This window comes from Flagellimonas sp. HMM57, assembly GCF_021390175.1.
GTDB lineage: Bacteria > Bacteroidota > Bacteroidia > Flavobacteriales > Flavobacteriaceae > Flagellimonas.
In genome coordinates, this window is record NZ_CP090004.1 from 1508704 (window position 1) to 1528572 (window position 19869).

The following is a 19869-nucleotide window of genomic DNA, read 5'->3' on the forward strand; positions in this document are numbered from 1 at the left end:
GTCAATGGAAAGTACTGGAAAAATACAGATCATTAGGTTATCGAAAACAGACCTACTTCTTTTTAAAAAGCTAGTTACGCTGTTTAATGAAGTTTTTGAGGAAAACAGTACAATTGCATCAGATGCCCATTTGCAAAAACTAATCGCCAAGCCAGAATTTTACGCTGTAGTTGCAATCACCAATGATATACTTTTAGGGGGACTTACTGCCTATGAACTTCAAAGCTATTATAATGATAAAAGCGAATTGTACATTTATGATATTGCCATAAAGAGTGAATTTCAAAACAAAGGGATTGGCAAACAACTAATTCAACACCTAAAAGAATTGGGTTCTGAAAATAGCATATCAACCATTTTTGTTGATGCACATTCTGAAGATAAACAAGCAGTTGCGTTTTACGGATCGGTATTTGGAGAACGTGAAAAGGTAGACCATTTTAATTTTGAGATTCAATCAAGTTCGTGAAATCACTTTTTTAATTTTTTCCTAAGGTGCTCTTTCATCAATTCGTTCTCTGTTAAATCAATGGCTTTTTGAAGTGTTGAGTTGTACTTTTTTAAACTTTTGGATTCTAGCAATAGCGTTGCCTTAATCGCAAAAAATAATCCAGTGGTATCAAAATCATTATTTTTTGCAACTTTTTGTAACTCTTCAAGCCCTTTTTCTGAGCCTTGGACCTTGGCGAATGGTACTATTCGGTTCAACGCCAGCATGGGTGTGTATTGTATCCGTAATTGCACATCGTACAAATACAGAATACTTTTCCAGTCTGTTTGTTGAAATGTCTTCGCAATACAATGGTAATACGAACGTGCAGCCTCTAAATGATAACTTGAAGGATTTTTGTCCGCTGTTCCGGCATTTTCCAAATGATGGATTCCTATTCGAATCAATTCTTGATTGTACAAACTCCTATCATGATGTTCCAAAGAGACTAAACTCCCTTCTTTATCCAATCGAGCATCAAACCGGGAGGCATGAAAGCACATCAAGGCAATCAACGCTTCCAGATTTGGGTGGGAGCAATATCTATTTTTCCGCAACAACAACGCCAACCTCAGTGCCTCATAGCAAATATCCCTTTTCAACAGTTGTGCTCCAGTGGTGGCGGCATATCCTTCAGAAAACAATAAATAAATGATGCGAAGCACCTGGAACAATCGTGACTGCAAACCCATCTGAACCGGTATCTGAAGGAACTGCACCTTCTCCCTAAACTGTTTCTTGGCCCTAGTAAACGATTTTGCAATGGTTTCCTCTTTCTTTAACAAAGCATCGGCAAGTTCTTTGTTACTGAATCCCCCCATCAGTTTAAGGCTCAATATGATTTGGTATTCTTGGGAGAGCGCTGGATGGCAACATGCAAAAATCATGTTCAACTGGCTATCTTCAAGAGCGTCTTCCAACACAATTTCACTCTCTTTTTTACCCTTTTCTATCGAAAAAGGTTTGTTCCCCACCAAATCCGATTTCTTGTCTCGGCGAAGTATATCAATAAGCCGATTTTGCGCTACCCGAAATAACCATGCCGTAGGATTATCAGGAATAGATTTATACCCCCATACCTGCATCGCTTTTAAAAATGTGTCCTGTGCCGCATCTTCAATTTGCTCAAGAAAACTGGTCCCATATTTATTCGTGAGCAAGGCCACAATTTTTCCGTATTCGTTACGAAAAAGATGTTCAAGCGTTTGATTAAGTTGGTGGGTTGACATAATCCGTTGTATGGTAACAGCAAAAGGCCATATTGTGTTATGTATATCCACATCATGGCCTAAAGACTAATTGGTCGGTATAGCTTTTTTGCCTAATATTCATCAAGGTCCATAATCTGGCGTACTTCAACGGTACTGCCTTCATAGTCGAAAATAGGGCATCCCTTGGATATTTCCGTAGCCTCCTCCAAGCTTTTGGCAGAAATTATCAGATAACCTCCTACCAATTCTGCGCCTTCGGCATGGGGGCCGTTAGTGACCACTTCTCCACGGTTATGCACTACTTTTCCATCCGCGTCCAATGGGAGGCCATCCAAAAGATGGCCCTTTTCTTGAAGACCTCCCATCCACTTTCCCCATACTTCCATATGGGCCTGCTTTTCTTCTTGGGACAATTTCTCATAGGCTTCGTCCCCACCTCTAAACAAATACAAAAAATTACTCATTGGTTTACGTTTTATGTCCATTGCTGAATGGACCGGTTTATACTTTGTTTCATCTTATTGACGAAAATGAATTATCGAATTGGACAGTTCTTTAAATTTATTTAAAAAATTCTAGTTCTCATTTCTAACGAACGTGAGAAATCTTTGGTCGATACTTCTCGACTGCTCCTTCGACTACGCTTAGGGTATCAGCTCGAAATGGCATATCAGAACAATTTCATCTGTCCATCTTTGTATGCTGCATGCAAATCTTTTCGCAAAGCGGGAAACTCTCTGCCTTGAAAATACTTTTTTCTGGCCAGCTTCGCCATATCGTGAATTTGTTTTGCCACATGACCTTCACCTCTGTTTCGCAATCCAAATCTACTGTCGTTAATGCTTCCTCCATGACATTCTTGAATCAAGTGCAGCACTTTTTCGGCCCTATCCGGCATGGCTTTTTTAATCCAATCGGTAAAAATCTGACCAATGGCGCCATTTAATCTAACAACCGTAAAGGCAAAAGAGACCGCACCATTATCTGCTACCGCTTTTGCAAGTTTCAACAATTCGTGACTGTTGATTCCCGGAATCATTGGAGCGAGCATGGCATTGACCGGAATTTTATTTTCTGACAATACTTTGATGGTGTTCAAACGTTTTTGAATGGAAGCTGTTCTCGGTTCCAGTTTCCTTCTTGTTTTTTCTGAAAGTGAGGTGACCGAAATGTTCACCCCCACCAACTGATGGGCATTCAATTCCTTTAAGACATCCAAATCCCGAAGTATCAAAGCGTTTTTTGTGATGATACCCACTGGATGGCGATACTTTAAAAAAACCTTTAGACAAGCTCTGGTAATCTCAAATTGTTTCTCCGCAGGTTGATAGCAATCCGTGTTCCCGGACATGACGATGGTCTGTGCCTTCCAATTCTTATGTTTTATTTTGGTTTCCAACAGCTCCGGGGCAGACTTCTTCACCAAAATCTTTCGCTCAAAATCCAGTCCGGCACTATACCCCCAATATTCGTGGGCGTTGCGCGCGTAGCAATACACGCAGCCATGCTCACAACCTTGGTAGGGATTCATGGAATAGGACATGCCCACATCTGGGCTGTCCACTTTGTTTACAATGGTCTTGGGAAATATAGGGATGTACTCGGTCTTGGTCTTTTCAGGTTCTTCATCTTCCAAACGACAGAATTCCAAGAAGTCCTCACGCATTTCATACACATGTTGAAGAAATCTATTGGGTGTGTTTTTCTGGGCACCGTGACTTTTTAGGAATTCTTTGGATTTCATTTATTGGATTTATTCCAAATTTATGGAATTTATCCAATATTTTATATCGTCCATACATAAAAAAAGCTGGGCGACCTGCCCAGCTTTTCAATTGATTAATTTAAAAATGACATAAAGTCAAAAGAACAATCTTGTTATAATCCAAAGTGATCGACCATAGCATGGTAATCGTTAGTGTCGACGCCTGCTGCTTTAAGTTCATCCACTATGCTTTGGGAAGCACCTTTACCAGGCGATTGAACCAAAGCCTCAATGGCGATTATTCTTAATTCATCATACTTGCCTTCAGGAACATTATATATGCTGTCATCTATAGTATTGTGAAAACGAATTATCAAGAGCCCTGTCTCCTCATTTATATAGTATCTAGTATATTTAGAGTTTGATTCTATGGGTCCAGGTACCGAATAAATTAAATTATTATCTTCTAGATAAATAAACCAAGCATACTTGGGTATTTCCTCTAATGCGATGAAACTGGTAGTTAGATCATAGACAAGCTCACTACCAGAGAATCCGCTAACGTCCACGTCCATACGAAATACATTGGCATTACCATCATCACCCTGTTCTCCTTGCTCTCCCTTACAATCAAGGGCATCAAAGTTGCCATCATCATTGACATCCTCTTCTGCATCTCCAGTTCCGTTACCATTAAGGTCCCAACAGCTTACACCATCGGCACCGGGCAGTCCGTCCGTTCCATTCTCACCATTGGAGCATGCGCATAAAGTCAATGCTGTACAAAGTAGGGCCATGTTCATTAATTTAATTGTTTTCATCGGTTTACTTTTTTATGGGTTATACCGTCAAAAGTAGTTTGGCCTTAAAGTTCATTTATAGTACAATTGACCTTTGCCCTATATAGATTGATGGATGCCTAGATTGAGTTGATATGAGGCGATTTTTGAGCGGCTTTTCTTGTTTCCAACCCATAGATAACCATGGATATAGTTCAACTATAACCTGTAACCGCTAGGAAAACCCCATTTGGGTATTACGAACATTTTAGTACAACAACAAAAACCTTCTTAAAGAAGGTCTCTTGGATTTTCATTCTAAAAATATATGGTAAGAATTAAGTGCTCAATCTATTTGAAGTTCACTTTAACCAGCTGTTTTTTGTTCCCTCGTTTTGCATAGAAGAGCATTTTTTTCTCATCTATATCTTTTAAAGGTTTTGAGACCATTAACGGTAAGCGTGCCTCTTGATTATCTATTATCTTTTCATAATCCATAACCCCATTTTCATCCAATGAAATCATGAAGACGTTCCTGTTTCTGCTTAGACCTTGCTTAAAAATAAGACGTTCATTATTGATAAGCTGTGGATTTTCTGAAGCCGTACAGATAAAGAAATACGTCTTTCCATCTTTGGAATACGAACTGTAGGAAGCATAAGCACCATCACCTTGGGTCACCTCTGCTTTGTTAATGTTTCGTGCCCACGCCAGATCGCCATTGGTCTTTAACTTGGCGCTTACAATATCATTATGATGGTATCGCTCCACTTTTACCCGTTGTCCCGCACCCGTAGCTTGTATGCTGTTGGTGACAAAGTATTCTTCGGCATTAAAAAAGATTTCGCTTTGCGGTGTCACCTCCACTCCCTTAAAAACGAGGTTCTTGATGACCTTGTCCTCATCCCTTCCAAACTTGTCTTCCATAAACTGTTGGGAGAACGGATTGTATTTTTTTGTGTTGATGGTAAGGGTAGTCGGATTTACATCAAAATAGGCAATTCCATTGTATCGATTATCCTTTCTATCCGCATAAAAACCTGTACAGACCAGTCTGTCATTCAAAATTATTGGAAACAAACTCTCCGAATATTTTCCGGGGTCATCAAAGGATTGGGTTTGGCTTCCTCCTTTAGAAACTTTCACCAATTCATATTGAAACTTTCGTTCTTCGACCCGAAAACGCTTCTTTTTAAAGTATGCCTTCCCAACGATATAGGCAGTCTGTAAATTTTTTGAAAAGGCTACGTTTTCAAAGGCATAGTTTTTCTCCTCGATCTCATAGGAAAAGTCATGTTCAAACTTTTTGTTCAACGCTGTATCGTACATATGGATAATATGCTTGTTACTTTTCCCTTTCTTGTGGTGGGTACTGATAATAAAACCTGTCTTCTCTTGATTAAAGAGTATCGCCGTTGAAAACCCATTGGAAAAATTACGGTTGTAATAATTCTTGCCCACAGGGTTTCTAACTTCTTCAGAAGAAATTGAAAGTAGCTTTTGTGGCCTAAAATTGATATCGATTATCGGGGTCCTATGAATCCAGTACTCATATTGGCCCGTTCCATAATTGTAGTTCAGAAACAAAAGGTTTAGCTGTCCGTTGGTCAAAAAACCATCTATAAAGTCCAAGCCTTTGAGTTTGTAATTGTATTCAGAAATCAATTCTAGGTCGCTATTGTAATGTTCTATCAAATAACCCTTTGGTTTTAGGATCATTCCCTGGAAATAGCCTCGAACCAAAATATAGCCACCTTCTCCATCTTCTTCAATGGTGAGCAGGTTTGAATAACGGTGCCTGTCATTGAACTTTTCTCCAAAATCATAGGAAACGGGCATCTTCTGGGCATACCCGAGTACTCCCACTAAAAGGAGGCATAGTACTACTAGCTGTTTCGTCATAATCGTCTGGTTGGGTTAAACCAAAGGTTACGATCCAGGGAAATCGGCTTTTCGTTTTTCAAGAAAGGCAGTAGTACCTTCTTTAAAGTCGTTGGTGCCGAAACACGCTCCAAAAGCATCGATTTCTATGGCATAACCATTTTCATCATACTTAAAACCTGCATTTATGGCATTTATTGCATATTTTATCGCCACAGTGGAGTTATTCGATATCTTGCTCGCAATTTTAAGAGAAAGTGGCAATAATTCTTCTTGAGGCACTACATGATTGACCAATCCGTAGCCAAGAGCTTTTTCGGCATCGATCATTCCTGCCGTCATGATAATTTCCATCGCTCTTCCTTTTCCTATAAGTTGGGGCAAGCGCTGGGTTCCTCCATAACCGGGAATTACTCCCAAAGAAACCTCTGGCAATCCCATTTTGGCATTGGTGCTTGCTATTCTAAAATGACAAGACATGGCCAGTTCCAATCCCCCTCCCAACGCAAACCCATTGACCGCGGCTATTACCGGTGTGGATAGATTTTCCACAAAATCAAAAAGTATTCGTTGCCCTTCCGCAGCTAATTTTCCACCTTCCGCTACCGAGAAATCAGCGAACTCAGATATATCCGCTCCAGCTACAAATGCTTTTTCGCCTGTGCCGGTTATCACAATTACCTTTATTTCTTTATCATCGTCCAGTTCTTTGAAGGCTGTATGGAGCTCTTCGATAGTCCTTTTATTAAGTGCATTCAGTTTTTTAGGCCGATTTATAGTGATTGTTGCAATCTTGTTTTCTTCTTCGATATAGATGTTTTCGTAATTCATTTTGATGCTATTTTAAGTATAAAATGATGATATAAATTATAGTAAAATTAATCCTTTCCATACATTGATAATTGTTAAACTTGAAGCATTTTCCTGAATTTGTTTCAAGGTCAGGTTATAGATTATCGCTTCAGGTTTTATAGGGAGCTATAATGAGTTCACCATTACATTGAAAGACCATTATGAAAACATGTAAAGGTTCGAAAGGTTTTTAAAGCTACTTTTATTCTTTTGGGAATTTTACGGTAAAAACAGTTCCTTTATTGACCTGTGAAGTAAATTGAATTGTTCCATTGTAGTTTTCGACAATATTTTTAACCATCCCCAAGCCAAGCCCCATACCACTTGTTTTAGAGGTAAACTTTGGCTCAAATATCTTTTCCTTGAACTCGTCTGCTATTCCGATACCGTTATCGGCGACTGAGATTTTTACATGGCCCCCTTCAGATGCAACTGTTACCAGAATACGTGGAGATCCTACCTCTGGAACTGCTTGGATAGCATTCTTGACCAAATTAGTGACCACCCGAATCAATTGTGTGCGATCTAGTTTGGCAATGATTTCCTTTTCGTCGGTTAGAAAATGAATGTAATCTTCATTAAAGATGTCCAAAGCCAACTTCACGATTTTCACCACATTCAGTGTTTCGTTCTGTTGAGCCGGCATCTTGGCAAAGTTGGAAAAAGCAGAGGCTATATTGCTCATGGTGTCTATCTGCTGAATCAAGGTTTTTGAAAACTCTTTTACTTTCAATTCAGCCTTAGGATCATTAGGGTCAAACTTGCGTTCAAAGCTCTGTACGGTAAGTCTTAACGGTGTCAATGGGTTTTTGATTTCGTGGGCCACTTGTTTTGCCATTTCTCGCCATGCCTGTTCCCGTTCGCTACGTGCCAACTTTACGGCACTTTCTTCCAATTCATCAATCATTCCATTGTAGGAGTCTACTAACTTTCCAATTTCTTCAGTGGTATCCTTTATAAAGATTTTTTCATTCCGTTTTGTCAAATCTGTCAACGCCATCATTTCAGAAACCGTCTGCAACGAACGGGTGATATATTTTGAAATAAAATAAGCCAAGATAATTGCCGAAAGCAGCATTAACAGATACACTCCGCCCAAGCGAAATAAAAATTCCCTAAGTTCCATATTGTTAAAGGAGTTGTCCTCAAAATAGGGAAGATTCATTATGCCGATGGGCTTAAACTTGGTATCATTGATATAGGTATAAGAAGCTTTATAGTTATCCCCAGCAGCAGATTTTTCTTCTACATATCGTTTATCCGCGCTCATACTTAGACTATTCAGAACTTCGGCATCCAAACAATTTGACACGGAGTCTATTTCAAAACTGGGACGAGAACTTCGTATCAATGTTCCATCAAGGTCATAGATATTGAAAGATACATTTTGCACATCTGCTATCTTATAAATCTCGTTCTTAAAAATATGCTGAAGGTTTTCGGTAATCTCAGGGTACGTGGTTTCCTTAAGCACATAAGCGATGCTTTGAAGAATCTGTTCTTCCTTCCGTTCCAGTCTATTTTCGTGATAATCTCTGCTCTGTTCTTGATATTGATAAAGCGTTACCCCAGCTATGAGTACAGATGCTATGAGCACCAATAATATCATTGTGAAGAAAATACGGGACCGTAACGATAACTTTTTGAACAATTCGCGCTGAATTTGGACTTAAAGTTAGCAATAATCGAACCAGACTCAAACTTAAAACTCAAATACAAATTCAAGTTCAAATCTATGCTTGATTATAATCTCTTTGTTTCCAATTATTGCTTAAGGCTTTACGCTTACAGCTTTTATACTTGTCAAGCATTCGGATTCTTATCCCTTACACGCTTGTACAATCGAATTCCCAACATGAGAAGTATGGCCAACACAAAAATTCCAATCACTCCATAAATCCAATTGAAAGCATTCTTTAAGACCACTAAAAAAACTACCGCGAAAAGAATAAGTGTAGATCCCTCATTCCAGATACGCATAAAGCGGGAAGTATATTTTACCTCATCCCGCTGCAATTGTTTGAAGATTTGATGGCATTTTCCGTGATACACAAATAAAAGAAGGACAAATAACAGCTTTACATGCATCCATCCTTGCTGAAGCCAGACCGGCATTAAAAATAACAGCCAGATGGCAAAAATAGTACACAAGACGGCAGACGGCCATGTGATGATATACCAAAGTCTCTTGGTCATCAACTTTAATTGGTCGGCAAGAATCTCCTTTTCAGGTGATGGTTTTTGCCATGCTTCAATATGATAGATAAACAATCGAGGAATATAAAACAGCCCCGCAAACCAGGTAACCACAAAAATGAGATGCAATGCTTTTATATAATTGTAATATTCCACTTTTAGGTAAAAGGAGTTAAGGGCAAAGGTAAAAAGAAGAGAAGCAAGACCCTTTACTTTTAGCCCAAAACCTTATTTGCTTTTTAAAGTTGTATAGCTCCAATTCCTGCTTCCCATAATTTTTTGTTGAAGGCTGGAATCTTTACATTTTCAAATGCTTTTCCTCTTTGTTTAAATCCTTTCCATTGCTCATCCAATTCTTTTCTACGATCAATTGAAGATTTGTTGACTCTTGGCAAGGTGCTATTGGTTGCGTTTATCAAAAATAGATATTCCGCGGTAAACTTGTTTGGAAAATTCTCTACATCATCGTATGCTTTTGACTTTCGCTGCACCATCTCTTTGTCCCAAGTATCCAACTCATCCATCAATGCTTTGCCCTCTTTCTTTAGTGATTCGTCCTTTACTTTTTTGAGTACCTCTTTCAGTTTATTCTTGGCATTGAAAAGCGTGTTCACCATAGTATGCATCTCGGTCAGATTGGCTTCAGTCTCCGTCATGAAAACATCAAATGCCTTGTATTGCTCGGGTTTGATATTGTATTTAGGTAGCTCTTTGATTATCCCTTTGGTTTCCAAAATGGTGTTGTCAACTTTGAGCTTAATCGTATACGTACCTGGAATGGCACGATGCCCTCTGTAATTGGCTTCAATGTAAGTATCCTTCACGCCAGGCATTATTTTGTGTCCCATATTCCATACAAAACGGTTGAGGCCTTCTTTTTTGTCAAGCTTTGGGGCAGGTGGCGGCCCGCCATCATATTTCTTATAGTTCGCATCCTTTTTTGATGAAAATGAATTGACTTGTTTTCCGTTAGTGTCAAAAATCTCCATACTAATTTCGGTAGAATCCAATTTGGGCAACTCATAGTACAACACCAATCCATTCGCCGGATTTACTCCAGTAAAAGCTTGACTTCCTTTAAATTTAGCAGAATTACCGTTCAATACACTACCCCAAGATGCGTTGTAGGCAGGTTCAGGCTCATACAGCTTTGCCACTTTTTGAGGTTTATCATACCCTTTAAGCAATCCTAAATCATCCAAAATCCAAAAAGACCGACCTGAAGTAGCCACAATCAAATCCCCTTGATGGACCATTAAATCCAATATTGGGGTTTTTGGCAGATTCAATTGGAACGATTCCCAATTCTGACCTCCGTTCCAAGAAATATACATTCCTTTTTCCGTTCCCGCGTACAATAGATTCTTTCTGTCCTTGTCCTCGCGAACCACTCTGGTAAATGAACCGTCAGGAATTCCGGAACTGATGTTGGTCCAGCTTTTTCCATAATTGGTGGACTTGTATATGGCCGGTGTATGATCATTGAATTTATACCGTGTGGTTGCAATGTAAACCGTTGCAGGATCGTGAGGCGATACTTCGATGGCATTGATCAGACATTCCTGCAATCCTTTTGGAGTGACATTTTCCCAGGTTTCACCTCCGTTTTTTGTGATGTGTACCAATCCATCATCGCTTCCTGTATAAAAAACATCCTTTTCATGAGGTGACTCTATCATGTACGCAATGGTTCCATAATTTTCTGCACCTACAGCCTCGTTGGTGTAGGGTCTGCCCCCTTCTCCTTGCTTGTCATCTTGGTTTCGGGTCAAATCTGGGGAAATCTCTTCCCAGGTCACTCCATTATCCCTTGTTCTAAGCACCAATTGCGCACAATGATAAAAGGTGCCGGGTTCATGCTTGGACCAAATAATGGGAGCATTCCAATTGTAGAGATACTTCATATCCCTTGCGGCACGTCCCAAATATTGAATAGGAGAAGCCATAACCTTGGTAGAGGCCTTGGTATGGGTATCCAATAAATTGATGGTCCCCAAATAGCTGCCACCCATAACGTATCTAGGGTTATCCGGATCAAATGCCAAGAAAGCACTTTCCCCTCCTGCGGAATAGCTCCAATCTTCCCTGCTGATACTTCGTCTCCCTATAGAAAGACTGGCAATCTTTACCGAAGTGTTATCCTGCTGACCCCCATAGATATTGTATGGAAAAAGGTTATCTGCATTAATACGATAAAATTGAGCGGTAGGCATTATAGCCTGGGTTGACCAGCTTTTGCCATAATTGAAGCTGATTGCAGCACCTCCATCATTGGCTATTACCATATTATTCGAGTTATTCGGATTAATCCATAGGTCGTGATAATCCCCATGAGTACCAGAAAGTCTACTCCATGTCTTTCCACCATCAATAGAGCGCAAAGCAGGAGCGCTTAATACGTAAACCACATTTTCATTGTTGGGGTCCGTAAACACTTCTGTGTAATACCAAGCCCTTTGCGTTAAACGATTGTCACCACTTACCATACTCCAGCTTTCACCAGCATTATTGGAAACAAAAAGTCCTCCTTTGTCCGCGTTGGAATCACTTTCCACCAGTGCAAAAACTTTATTTGAATTTGCAGGGCTCACGGATATCGCCATCTTTCCCTTTTCCTTTGGAAGCCCTTTTTCAATCTTCTTCCAAGTTTCCCCACCATCCACTGATTTGTAGACGCCACTGCCTCCACCTCCACTTATCACAACTTCGGGTTTGCGTTGATGTTCCCACATGGTGGCATAGAGTATATCGGGAAAATTGGCATCCATGGAAAGCTCTGAACAGCCAGTGAGATTGTTTACAAACAATACATTCTTCCAAGTCTTTCCGCCATCGGTAGTTTTAAAAATTCCCCTTTCTTTATTTGGGCCGTACAATGCTCCTTGAGCAGCTACGAATACAATGTCGGGATTGGTTGGGTGGATCACGATCCTTGCGATATGCTGCGTTTCTTTCAAACCAATATGTTGCCATGTTTTCCCAGCATCAATGGATTTATAGACGCCATCTCCGTAGGACGTCATTACACCACGAGGAGCATGCTCTCCCATTCCCACATACACTATGTTGGTACTGGATTGGGAAACAGCAACCGCCCCAACAGAGCCCATTTCAAAAAAACCATCGGAAATATTGTTCCAGTGCTGACCTGCATCGGTAGTTTTCCAAAGGCCACCTCCTGTTGTTCCCATATAATAGGTCATGGCATCGCCTACAACCCCGGTGGCGCAAACAGAGCGTCCACCCCTGAAGGGACCAATATTTCTGTACTTAACTGGTTTAAAGTATTCTTCAGCTGTTTGCGCAAAAGAAGTAGCCCCAAGAATTAGGGCTACTACACACATAATATTTTTCATAGCGTTGGTTATTCTTCTATACTTAAGTACTCCAAACCTAGTTGATTAAACTCCACATTAAATGCCTTCATCTCATCATCGACTAGTTTATCGAAAGTGGTTAATTGCGTATTGATCTTTGTGGTCATTTCATTCTTCACAGCTATATCTTGGGCCGTAGGCGGAAAGTCATCAATTGAAACCAAACTATTTAAATGCCCAAGCTTATTGGTCAATCGTATCGGGAAATTCAACGGGTCTTGGTTACTTCTATTTTTGGTTTGGTACAAGGCCTTTTCAATCTTACCAAAATTCTCTTTCATTTTTTCCGCCTTCTCCACCAAGTCTTTGGTCTGTTCGTTGCCCTTATATTGTTTGGTAAAGACATCTAACTTTGTATTGATTTTTCTGATTTTCTTAATCGATTTATGTGCTCGGTCAATAGTTCTATTGATATCCGATATAAAATCATACTGTTTTTGCATATCGGCTACAGAAACCTCAGCTCTAGGATCCGGAATAATCTTGAACTCTTTGGATTGCTCTGAACCGTTTACATTTAATGAGACCTTATAAGTTCCTGGTACTGCTTTTGCTCCACTAAAATTGGCCCACCAGAAAATCATCCCTTTCAATTTTTCGGCTCCTTTGCCTCGTGTGTCCCAAACATGGGTATTCCCGCCTTTTTCAACTTTTAGCTTTTTATCCTTATCCTTGGAAAAATTGCTGAACGTAGCTAACGTATCCCCAGATTTGGAAAAATATGTTAGACTGATGCTGTCTTTTTCACTCATATTCTTAAGATAAAAGTGAGTAATAACACCATTGGGATGATTTTGCCCTTCTGTCTTGGATGGCTCTTTGGCAGCTCTTCCTTTGGTACGATAGCTATCTTTGGGTCGGTATAATTTTATGTTGGCACTTTTGTCAGAAGCTTCCAATTGATGAAGTACCGTTAAGTCATCAATGATCCATAAACTTCTTCCTTGGGTCGCTACAATAAGGTTATTGTCTTTTAATGCCAAATCGGTTATTGGAACGATGGGCAGGTTTAGCTGGAACGGACTCCAATTGCTTCCATCATCAAAAGAAACATACATCCCAGTTTCGGTTCCCGCGTAAAGCAATCCTTTTCTTTTTGGATCTTCTCTAACCACTCTGGTAAAATGTTCATCAGGAATACCGTTGGTAATTTTAGACCATGTTTTTCCATAATCAGTGGTTTTGTAGAGATAGGGTTTAAAATCACCTAATTTGTATCGAGTTGCCGCTACATAGCAAGTGCCTTCATCAAAAACTGAAGGTTCTATGCTGTTGATCATATTCCATTCTGGCATTCCCGAAGGCGTAACATTTTCCCAGTTTTGTCCCCCATCTTTGGAGACATGAACCAATCCATCATCACTTCCAACCCAAAGCAAACCTTCCTTTAAGGGGCTTTCATTGGCCGCAAAAATGGTACAGTAATATTCTACACCCGTATTGTCCTGAGTAATGGGGCCTCCACTGGACACCAATTTTGTTGGATCATTGCGCGTTAAATCATCGCTCAATAGTTCCCAGCTTTGCCCTTCGTTTGTACTCATATGCACATGATTCGAAAACGTATACAGTTTTTTGGGATTATGTTTGCTGAACATGATGGGGAAGTTCCATTGAAAACGGTATTTCATGCCTTCGGCGCCATACCCCATTGGATTATCTGGCCATACGTTAATACCCCTAACCGTTCCTGTTTTATGGTTAACCCTAGTCAAGAAGCCACCATAACTTCCTCCATATACAATATCATTATTGTTTGGGTCTACAGCAATATGGGCCGATTCACCTCCTGCGGTAGATTCCCAATCGTCTTCACCTATACTACCGTCATCGCTACGATGATTTACACGCAACGTAGAATTGTCTTGCTGAGCTACATAAATACGATATGGATGTGAATTATCTGTGGTCACTCGATAATACTGTGCCGTTGGTTGGTTGTAGTATGTGCTCCAGGTCTCCCCACCATCGTAGGAAACTTGTGCACCTCCATCATCCCCAATAATCATTCGTTTGGAATTTTCTGGGGCAATCCAAAGATCATGATGATCGCCATGCGGCGCATTGAAGGTATTGAAACTTTTACCTCCATCTGTTGATTTATGGTAGCGCACATTTAAAACATAAACAATATTTTCATCTTCGGTATCGGCATAAACCCGAGTATAGTACCAGGCACGTTGTCTCAATTTGCGTTCGCTATTGACCAGAGCCCATTTTTTACCTCCATCTTCAGAGCGATACAAACCTCCCTTTTCCTTGTTTTCAACAATGGCCCAGACCCGCTCGCTGTTTTTTGGAGAAACCGTGACTCCAATGATTCCAAGGGTATCTTTAGGAAAGCCTTCGTTCTTAGAGATTTCCGTCCAAGTTTCACCACTATCTGTACTTTTCCATAATCCTGAACCATCTCCACCACTGCTCAAACTATATGGAGTACGTTTTGCACGCCATGAAGAAGCATATAAAATACGGGGATTGTTCGGGTCTAAGGTCAAATCAACAAAACCTGATTGTTCGTTGACAAATAATTTTTTGCTCCATGTTTTTCCACCATCCGTACTCTTATAAATGCCACGATCTTGTGTGGGCTTATAAATATTGCCCAATACCGCAGCATATATGATGTTATGGTCTTTTGGGTGAATGCGGATACGTGGCACATGACGACTATTCTTTAGTCCGGCTGATTTCCATGTTTTCCCGCCATCTTCAGTTTTCCAAATACCATAGCCAGAAGATACGTTTCCACGAAGAGTTTTTTCACCACCTCCAACATAAAGCACGTTGGGGTCACTTTGGGCCACTTCAACAGCTCCGATACTACCTCCAAAATAACCATCGGAAATATTCTCCCATGTACGTCCACCATCAAGGGTTTTCCATACACCGCCGCCTGCAGCACCAAAATAAAATAGGTTGGGCTCACCAGGCACTCCGGTCACAGCAGCCGAACGCCCACCACGGTGCGGTCCAATAGATCTATACTCCAAACTGGAATATAGCTCTTGCGGATAAGCAGTTTTAACGGTTGATGATTTCTTTTTTCGTTGGGATTGTGCAGATGTGCAGAATAGCGTAAATACCAGCAATAGGGTGCCAGCTCTGGAAAGCAGTTGTTTCATTTTTTGTGTTGTATTAGTCAGTACTAAAAGTAAGGAAAAACCCAGAAATGTAAACAGTTAAGTTGTTACTAAAAAGGAGATTAACTATTTTGAAATTTTTGAGAACATAAAAAGACCTTAAAACAGTTCAAAAATTGATGACCAAACATTGTAATAGAGTCATCAAATTCTCCGAAATTGAAATCGCTATTTTTACATAAAGACCAGATTAATTCCATGGAAAAGAAATCAGCAAAAATATATATCATAGGTGCAGGAATAAGCGGCTTGATTGCTGCCAAAACCTTAGAAGAAAAAGGCTATGCCCCAACACTTCTCGAAGCAACGAATTCAGTCGGAGGCCGAGTTAAGACCGACGTAATCGAAGGAACTTTTTTTGACCACGGCTTTCAGGTTTTGCTCTCGGCATATCCGCAAGCAAAAAAGCATCTAAACTATGCTGATTTAAAGTTACATCAATTTAAGCCCGGTGCTTTAATTTTTAAAAATGGAAAAGCTCAGCGTATTGGTGACCCTTTACGTGATATTTCAGCATTGCTTCCCACGGTTTTTTCTTCAATAGGTTCCATTTCCGATAAAATCAAGATTTTCACTTTGACACAGCGGTTAAAAAAGAAATCGATTCAGGATATTTTTACTTCAGTAGAAACCACCACATTAAAATACCTTAAAGGCTACGGGTTTTCCAGCCGCATCATTTCGGATTTCTTTAAGCCATTTTTTACAGGAATTTTTTTAGAGGAAGCATTGCAGACTTCTTCTCGAATGTTCGAGTTTGTCTTTAAAATGTTTGGGGAAGGTTACGCTACACTTCCAGAGAACGGAATTGGCGCTATTCCAGAGCAACTTTTCAATCAGTTACATCATAGCCAATTTAGGTATGGGCAAAAAGTAAAAGCCATAGATTCCCAAGGTATCCATATGGAAAGCGGTGAAATTTTAGAAAGTGATGCCACTTTGGCAACCATACCTATAGATGCTAAGACAGGGGCAGTGAATTTCTCCGCGGTTGATTGGAAAAGTTGCGATAATCTCTACTTTGCTGTGGAAAAGAGAACTTTTGAAGAAGGTATTATTGGATTGATTGCCGATAACGATGCACTAACAAACAATCTATACTATCCGTTTGGTCAAACTGTTTCAGGGGATGTTGTGCTTTCTGTGACCGTTGTCAAATCCCATACCTTGAATGAAGCGGATTTGGTAGACACTATTAGTTCAGAACTATTGGAGCACTGTGGAATTACCATCAAAAGCTTTTTGAAAAAGTATACCATAAGACAGGCACTTCCTGATGTCAAAGATTTAAAAATGGAGCTTTCGCCCGATAATGTCCAAGTTTTCAAAAAAGTCTTTTTGGCAGGTGATTACGTATTGAATGGTTCTTTGAATGCTGCAATGGCTTCGGGTGAGGCTACTGCCAAGCAATTAATGAGTGTTATTAAATAGCCACATGTTTATGTTCTAAAAGGGCTTCAAAATCAATGATCTGTAATGCCTTTTCGTGGGTTGCCTCCAAAATCACATCTGGTGCCTTGCCAACTTTCCATGCCTGCTTCCAACGAGATGCACACAAACACCATGTATCACCGGGTTTAAGACCCGGAAAATTGTACATCGGTATGGGAGTGCTCAAATCATTGCCCTGGTTTTTTGTATAGATTAAAAATTCTTCGGTCATGATAGCACAGACCACATGGGTTCCTATATCTTCAGGTCCAGTTCTGCAAAAGCCATCACGATAAAATCCGGTTTTAGGGGCATAACAACAGGGTTGAAGTTCTGTTCCCAGTACATTTTTTTCCATTGGAGCTTTTCTTGACAGTAAAAATACTATTAAAAGCAGTTATTTTTCTTTTTCACCACTCTTCCTCCATAAATTGAAACTTCCATGTAACGTTGTGAATAATTTTATACTAATGTATTGAAGGATTCACTCATCCATTTTTCTTAGCTTTAGAACATTAACATAAAAACACATTACCATGGATATTTTTGGGAAAATAAAAGAGAAGCTCACCAATGAGTTTATCGATATTATCGAATGGCTCGATTATACGGATGACACTATAGCTCATCGCTTTGAGCGCTACCAAAACGAAATAAAGAACGGTGCTAAACTTATTGTGCGCGAAGGGCAAACCGCCGTATTTATAAATGAAGGGCAACTGGCGGATGTCTTTACACCCGGAACCTATGACCTTACCACACAAAACTTACCAATTCTCACCACATTAAAAGGTTGGAAATATGGTTTCAACTCTCCGTTCAAAGCGGAGGTTTATTTTGTGAACACCCACCTCTTTACTGATGAAAAATGGGGAACCAAGAGCCCCATTACACTAAGTGATGACCGTTTTGGATTGGTAGAAATTCGTGCTTTTGGCACATATGCCTTTAAAATATCAGATCCAGGAAAATTTATCGTTGACATTGTGGGTACGGACAGTAACTTCACCAATTTTGAAATTAACGAGCATTTAAAAAGTCTTATCGCTACTCGTTTTACGGATACAGTTGGGGAAGCCAATCTTCCTATAGAACTTTACGCAGCAAATACCTCAGAACTTTCAGAGACCTGCCAAGAAGTGATGAATGCTGAGTTTCTTTCCGTGGGTATTTCCCTTGAAAAATTCTATATTGAAAATGTCTCCATGCCCGAAGACCTCAAAAAGGAAATCTTCGAGTATAGCCGTATAGATAAATTGGATTTGGATAAGTTGACCAAATTCAAAACTGCCAAAGCGATTGAAGCTGCTGCCAAAAACGAAGGCGGTACCGCAGGTGCTGGAATGGGCATGGGAATGGGCTTTGTACTCGCTCAACAAATGGGCGGCATGATGGCGGGGAGCTCGCAGGCAAATACTCAAATGGGCAACCAACAACAAACAGGTGCTTTTCCACCTCCAATGCCTACGGCAGTACAATATTTTTATGCAGTCAATGGAACACAGCAAGGTCCTGTTTCTTTTGAACAATTACAAGCACTTTTTGCCGGCCGCACCATCAACAGGGATAGTTTGGTTTGGAAACAAGGCATGGCAGCATGGACGGCGCTCAAAGAGGTCGATGAATTAAAATCATTTTTGGGAGGAAGTACCCCTCCACCATTACCTACAGCATAAGTTTTCTAGTTGGCAATCCATAAATAAGAGAAGTCTTTGGAGAAAATTATCCAAAAAACAGAGCTTAAAAAATCCTGTGCCAACTGTGGGGCTGAGCTCAAGTACAAACCTGGCACAACCAATATCACCTGTGAGTATTGTGGCCATGAGGAGTCCATAACCATTGATGAAAATGGTTTTGAAGAGCTAGAGTTATATCCCTATCTGAAAGAGATGGGTGCTCAAAAGCACAGTGAAGAGATCTCCATGCTCCATTGCAAAAACTGTGGCGCCAATCAGCATGTGGAGGAAAACTATAAGTCTTTGCATTGTGTGTATTGTAGTATGCCTTTGGTGATTGCCGATGCCTACAAGGAAGAATGGATTTTGCCGGGAGCTGTTCTCCCATTTCAAATTGAAAAAGAAAAGTCATTCACCATTTTTAAAAAATGGGTGGATCGATTGTGGTGGGCACCCAACAAATTGAAAAAAGCAGCACTTGACCCACAATTTACCAAGGGATTGTATCTGCCCTACTGGACTTTTGATGCACAACTCTACGCTTCGTATACCGGAAAACGGGGTGAATATTATTATGAAACCCAAAGCTACCGGGACAGTAACGGTAAAAAACAGACGCGAAGAGTTCGTAAGACCAGATGGTATTCTGCCTCTGGAAATGTATCTGGTTTTGTGGACGATACCTTAATCAAGGCATCCAAACAAAAAACAGGTAGAATCCCCAATAAAATTGCCCGTTGGAACTTGAAAAAGCTACAGCCCTTCAACAGTAATTTTTTATCTGGTTTTGTTACGGAAAAATATACGATTCCATTAGAGCAAGGTCATCTGCAATCCAAAGAGGTGGCACACAATATTGCCACACGTTGGTGCAAGCAGGATATAGGCGGCGATACCCAACGGATAAACAGCATGGACATGAGCTTGTCCGAGGAGACTTTTAAGCATATTCTGTTACCCGTTTATGTGAGTGCCTATCGCTTTAAGGGGAAAGAATATAACTTCTTTATCAATGGCGAAAACGGACAGATTTCGGGAACACGGCCCTATAGCTTTTGGAAAATATTTTTTGCAGTCCTCTTTGTAGTTATATTGATTCTGATAATTATCTACTTTACACAGGGGTAA

Annotated in this window: 15 protein-coding genes; 4 read left to right on the plus strand and 11 right to left on the minus strand. The window is 40.2% G+C overall.

Annotation, left to right across the window (positions count from 1 at the left end):
- Window positions 1–4 precede the first annotated feature (4 nt).
- Entirely contained in the window at window positions 5–469 is a 465-nt protein-coding gene (locus LV716_RS06705; RefSeq protein ID WP_163416981.1) for a GNAT family N-acetyltransferase, read from the plus strand.
- Window positions 470–471: 2 nt separating this feature from the next.
- Here the strand turns inward: LV716_RS06705 and LV716_RS06710 are convergent, their stop codons facing one another.
- The 10 genes from LV716_RS06710 to LV716_RS06755 all read right to left on the minus strand — a co-directional run bounded on the left by LV716_RS06710 (window position 472) and on the right by LV716_RS06755 (window position 15616).
- A complete protein-coding gene (locus LV716_RS06710) occupies window positions 472–1719 on the minus strand; it encodes an RNA polymerase sigma factor (protein ID WP_163416982.1) in 1248 nt (415 codons plus the stop codon).
- A 92-nt stretch (window positions 1720–1811) separates the two neighbouring features.
- On the minus strand, window positions 1812–2165 hold the full coding sequence (locus LV716_RS06715) for a YciI family protein (protein ID WP_163416983.1): 354 nt from the start codon (window positions 2163–2165) through the stop codon (window positions 1812–1814).
- A 206-nt stretch (window positions 2166–2371) separates the two neighbouring features.
- A complete protein-coding gene (locus tag LV716_RS06720; protein WP_163416984.1) occupies window positions 2372–3445 on the minus strand; it encodes a PA0069 family radical SAM protein in 1074 nt (357 codons plus the stop codon).
- 134 nt (window positions 3446–3579) lie between these two features.
- Complete coding sequence (locus LV716_RS06725) at window positions 3580–4227, minus strand: hypothetical protein (RefSeq protein WP_163416985.1); 648 nt, start codon at window positions 4225–4227, stop codon at window positions 3580–3582.
- A gap of 309 nt (window positions 4228–4536) precedes the next feature.
- Window positions 4537–6087: a hypothetical protein gene (locus LV716_RS06730; RefSeq protein WP_163416986.1), complete on the minus strand. Its 1551-nt coding sequence runs from the start codon at window positions 6085–6087 to the stop codon at window positions 4537–4539.
- 27 nt (window positions 6088–6114) lie between these two features.
- The gene (locus LV716_RS06735; RefSeq protein WP_163416987.1) at window positions 6115–6897 is read right to left on the minus strand and encodes an enoyl-CoA hydratase/isomerase family protein; all 783 of its coding nucleotides are present in this window, start codon (window positions 6895–6897) and stop codon (window positions 6115–6117) included.
- Between the two features lie 223 nt (window positions 6898–7120).
- Window positions 7121–8527 carry an ATP-binding protein gene (locus tag LV716_RS06740; protein WP_163417887.1) on the minus strand — a complete coding sequence of 469 codons (1407 nt, stop codon included), beginning with the start codon at window positions 8525–8527 and terminating at the stop codon, window positions 7121–7123.
- A 194-nt stretch (window positions 8528–8721) separates the two neighbouring features.
- On the minus strand, window positions 8722–9270 hold the full coding sequence (locus LV716_RS06745) for a CopD family protein (protein ID WP_163416988.1): 549 nt from the start codon (window positions 9268–9270) through the stop codon (window positions 8722–8724).
- A gap of 83 nt (window positions 9271–9353) precedes the next feature.
- Window positions 9354–12470 (minus strand): glycosyl hydrolase, encoded by a 3117-nt coding sequence (locus LV716_RS06750; RefSeq protein WP_163416989.1) that lies wholly within the window; start codon window positions 12468–12470, stop codon window positions 9354–9356.
- 8 nt (window positions 12471–12478) lie between these two features.
- Entirely contained in the window at window positions 12479–15616 is a 3138-nt protein-coding gene (locus tag LV716_RS06755; RefSeq protein WP_163416990.1) for a glycosyl hydrolase, read from the minus strand.
- Window positions 15617–15832: 216 nt separating this feature from the next.
- On the opposite strand from LV716_RS06755, the gene LV716_RS06760 reads away from it, so the two are divergent.
- Complete coding sequence (locus tag LV716_RS06760) at window positions 15833–17065, plus strand: NAD(P)/FAD-dependent oxidoreductase (RefSeq protein WP_163416991.1); 1233 nt, start codon at window positions 15833–15835, stop codon at window positions 17063–17065.
- Here LV716_RS06760 and LV716_RS06765 read toward each other — a convergent pair.
- On the minus strand, window positions 17058–17423 hold the full coding sequence (locus tag LV716_RS06765) for a DUF2237 family protein (RefSeq protein ID WP_163416992.1): 366 nt from the start codon (window positions 17421–17423) through the stop codon (window positions 17058–17060). The two genes, LV716_RS06760 and LV716_RS06765, sit on opposite strands and share 8 nt — an antisense overlap.
- A gap of 178 nt (window positions 17424–17601) precedes the next feature.
- Here LV716_RS06765 and LV716_RS06770 point away from each other — a divergent pair, with 178 nt between their 5' ends.
- A complete protein-coding gene (locus LV716_RS06770; protein WP_163416993.1) occupies window positions 17602–18741 on the plus strand; it encodes an SPFH domain-containing protein in 1140 nt (379 codons plus the stop codon).
- Window positions 18742–18777: 36 nt separating this feature from the next.
- Window positions 18778–19869 (plus strand): DNA helicase PriA, encoded by a 1092-nt coding sequence (locus LV716_RS06775; protein ID WP_163416994.1) that lies wholly within the window; start codon window positions 18778–18780, stop codon window positions 19867–19869.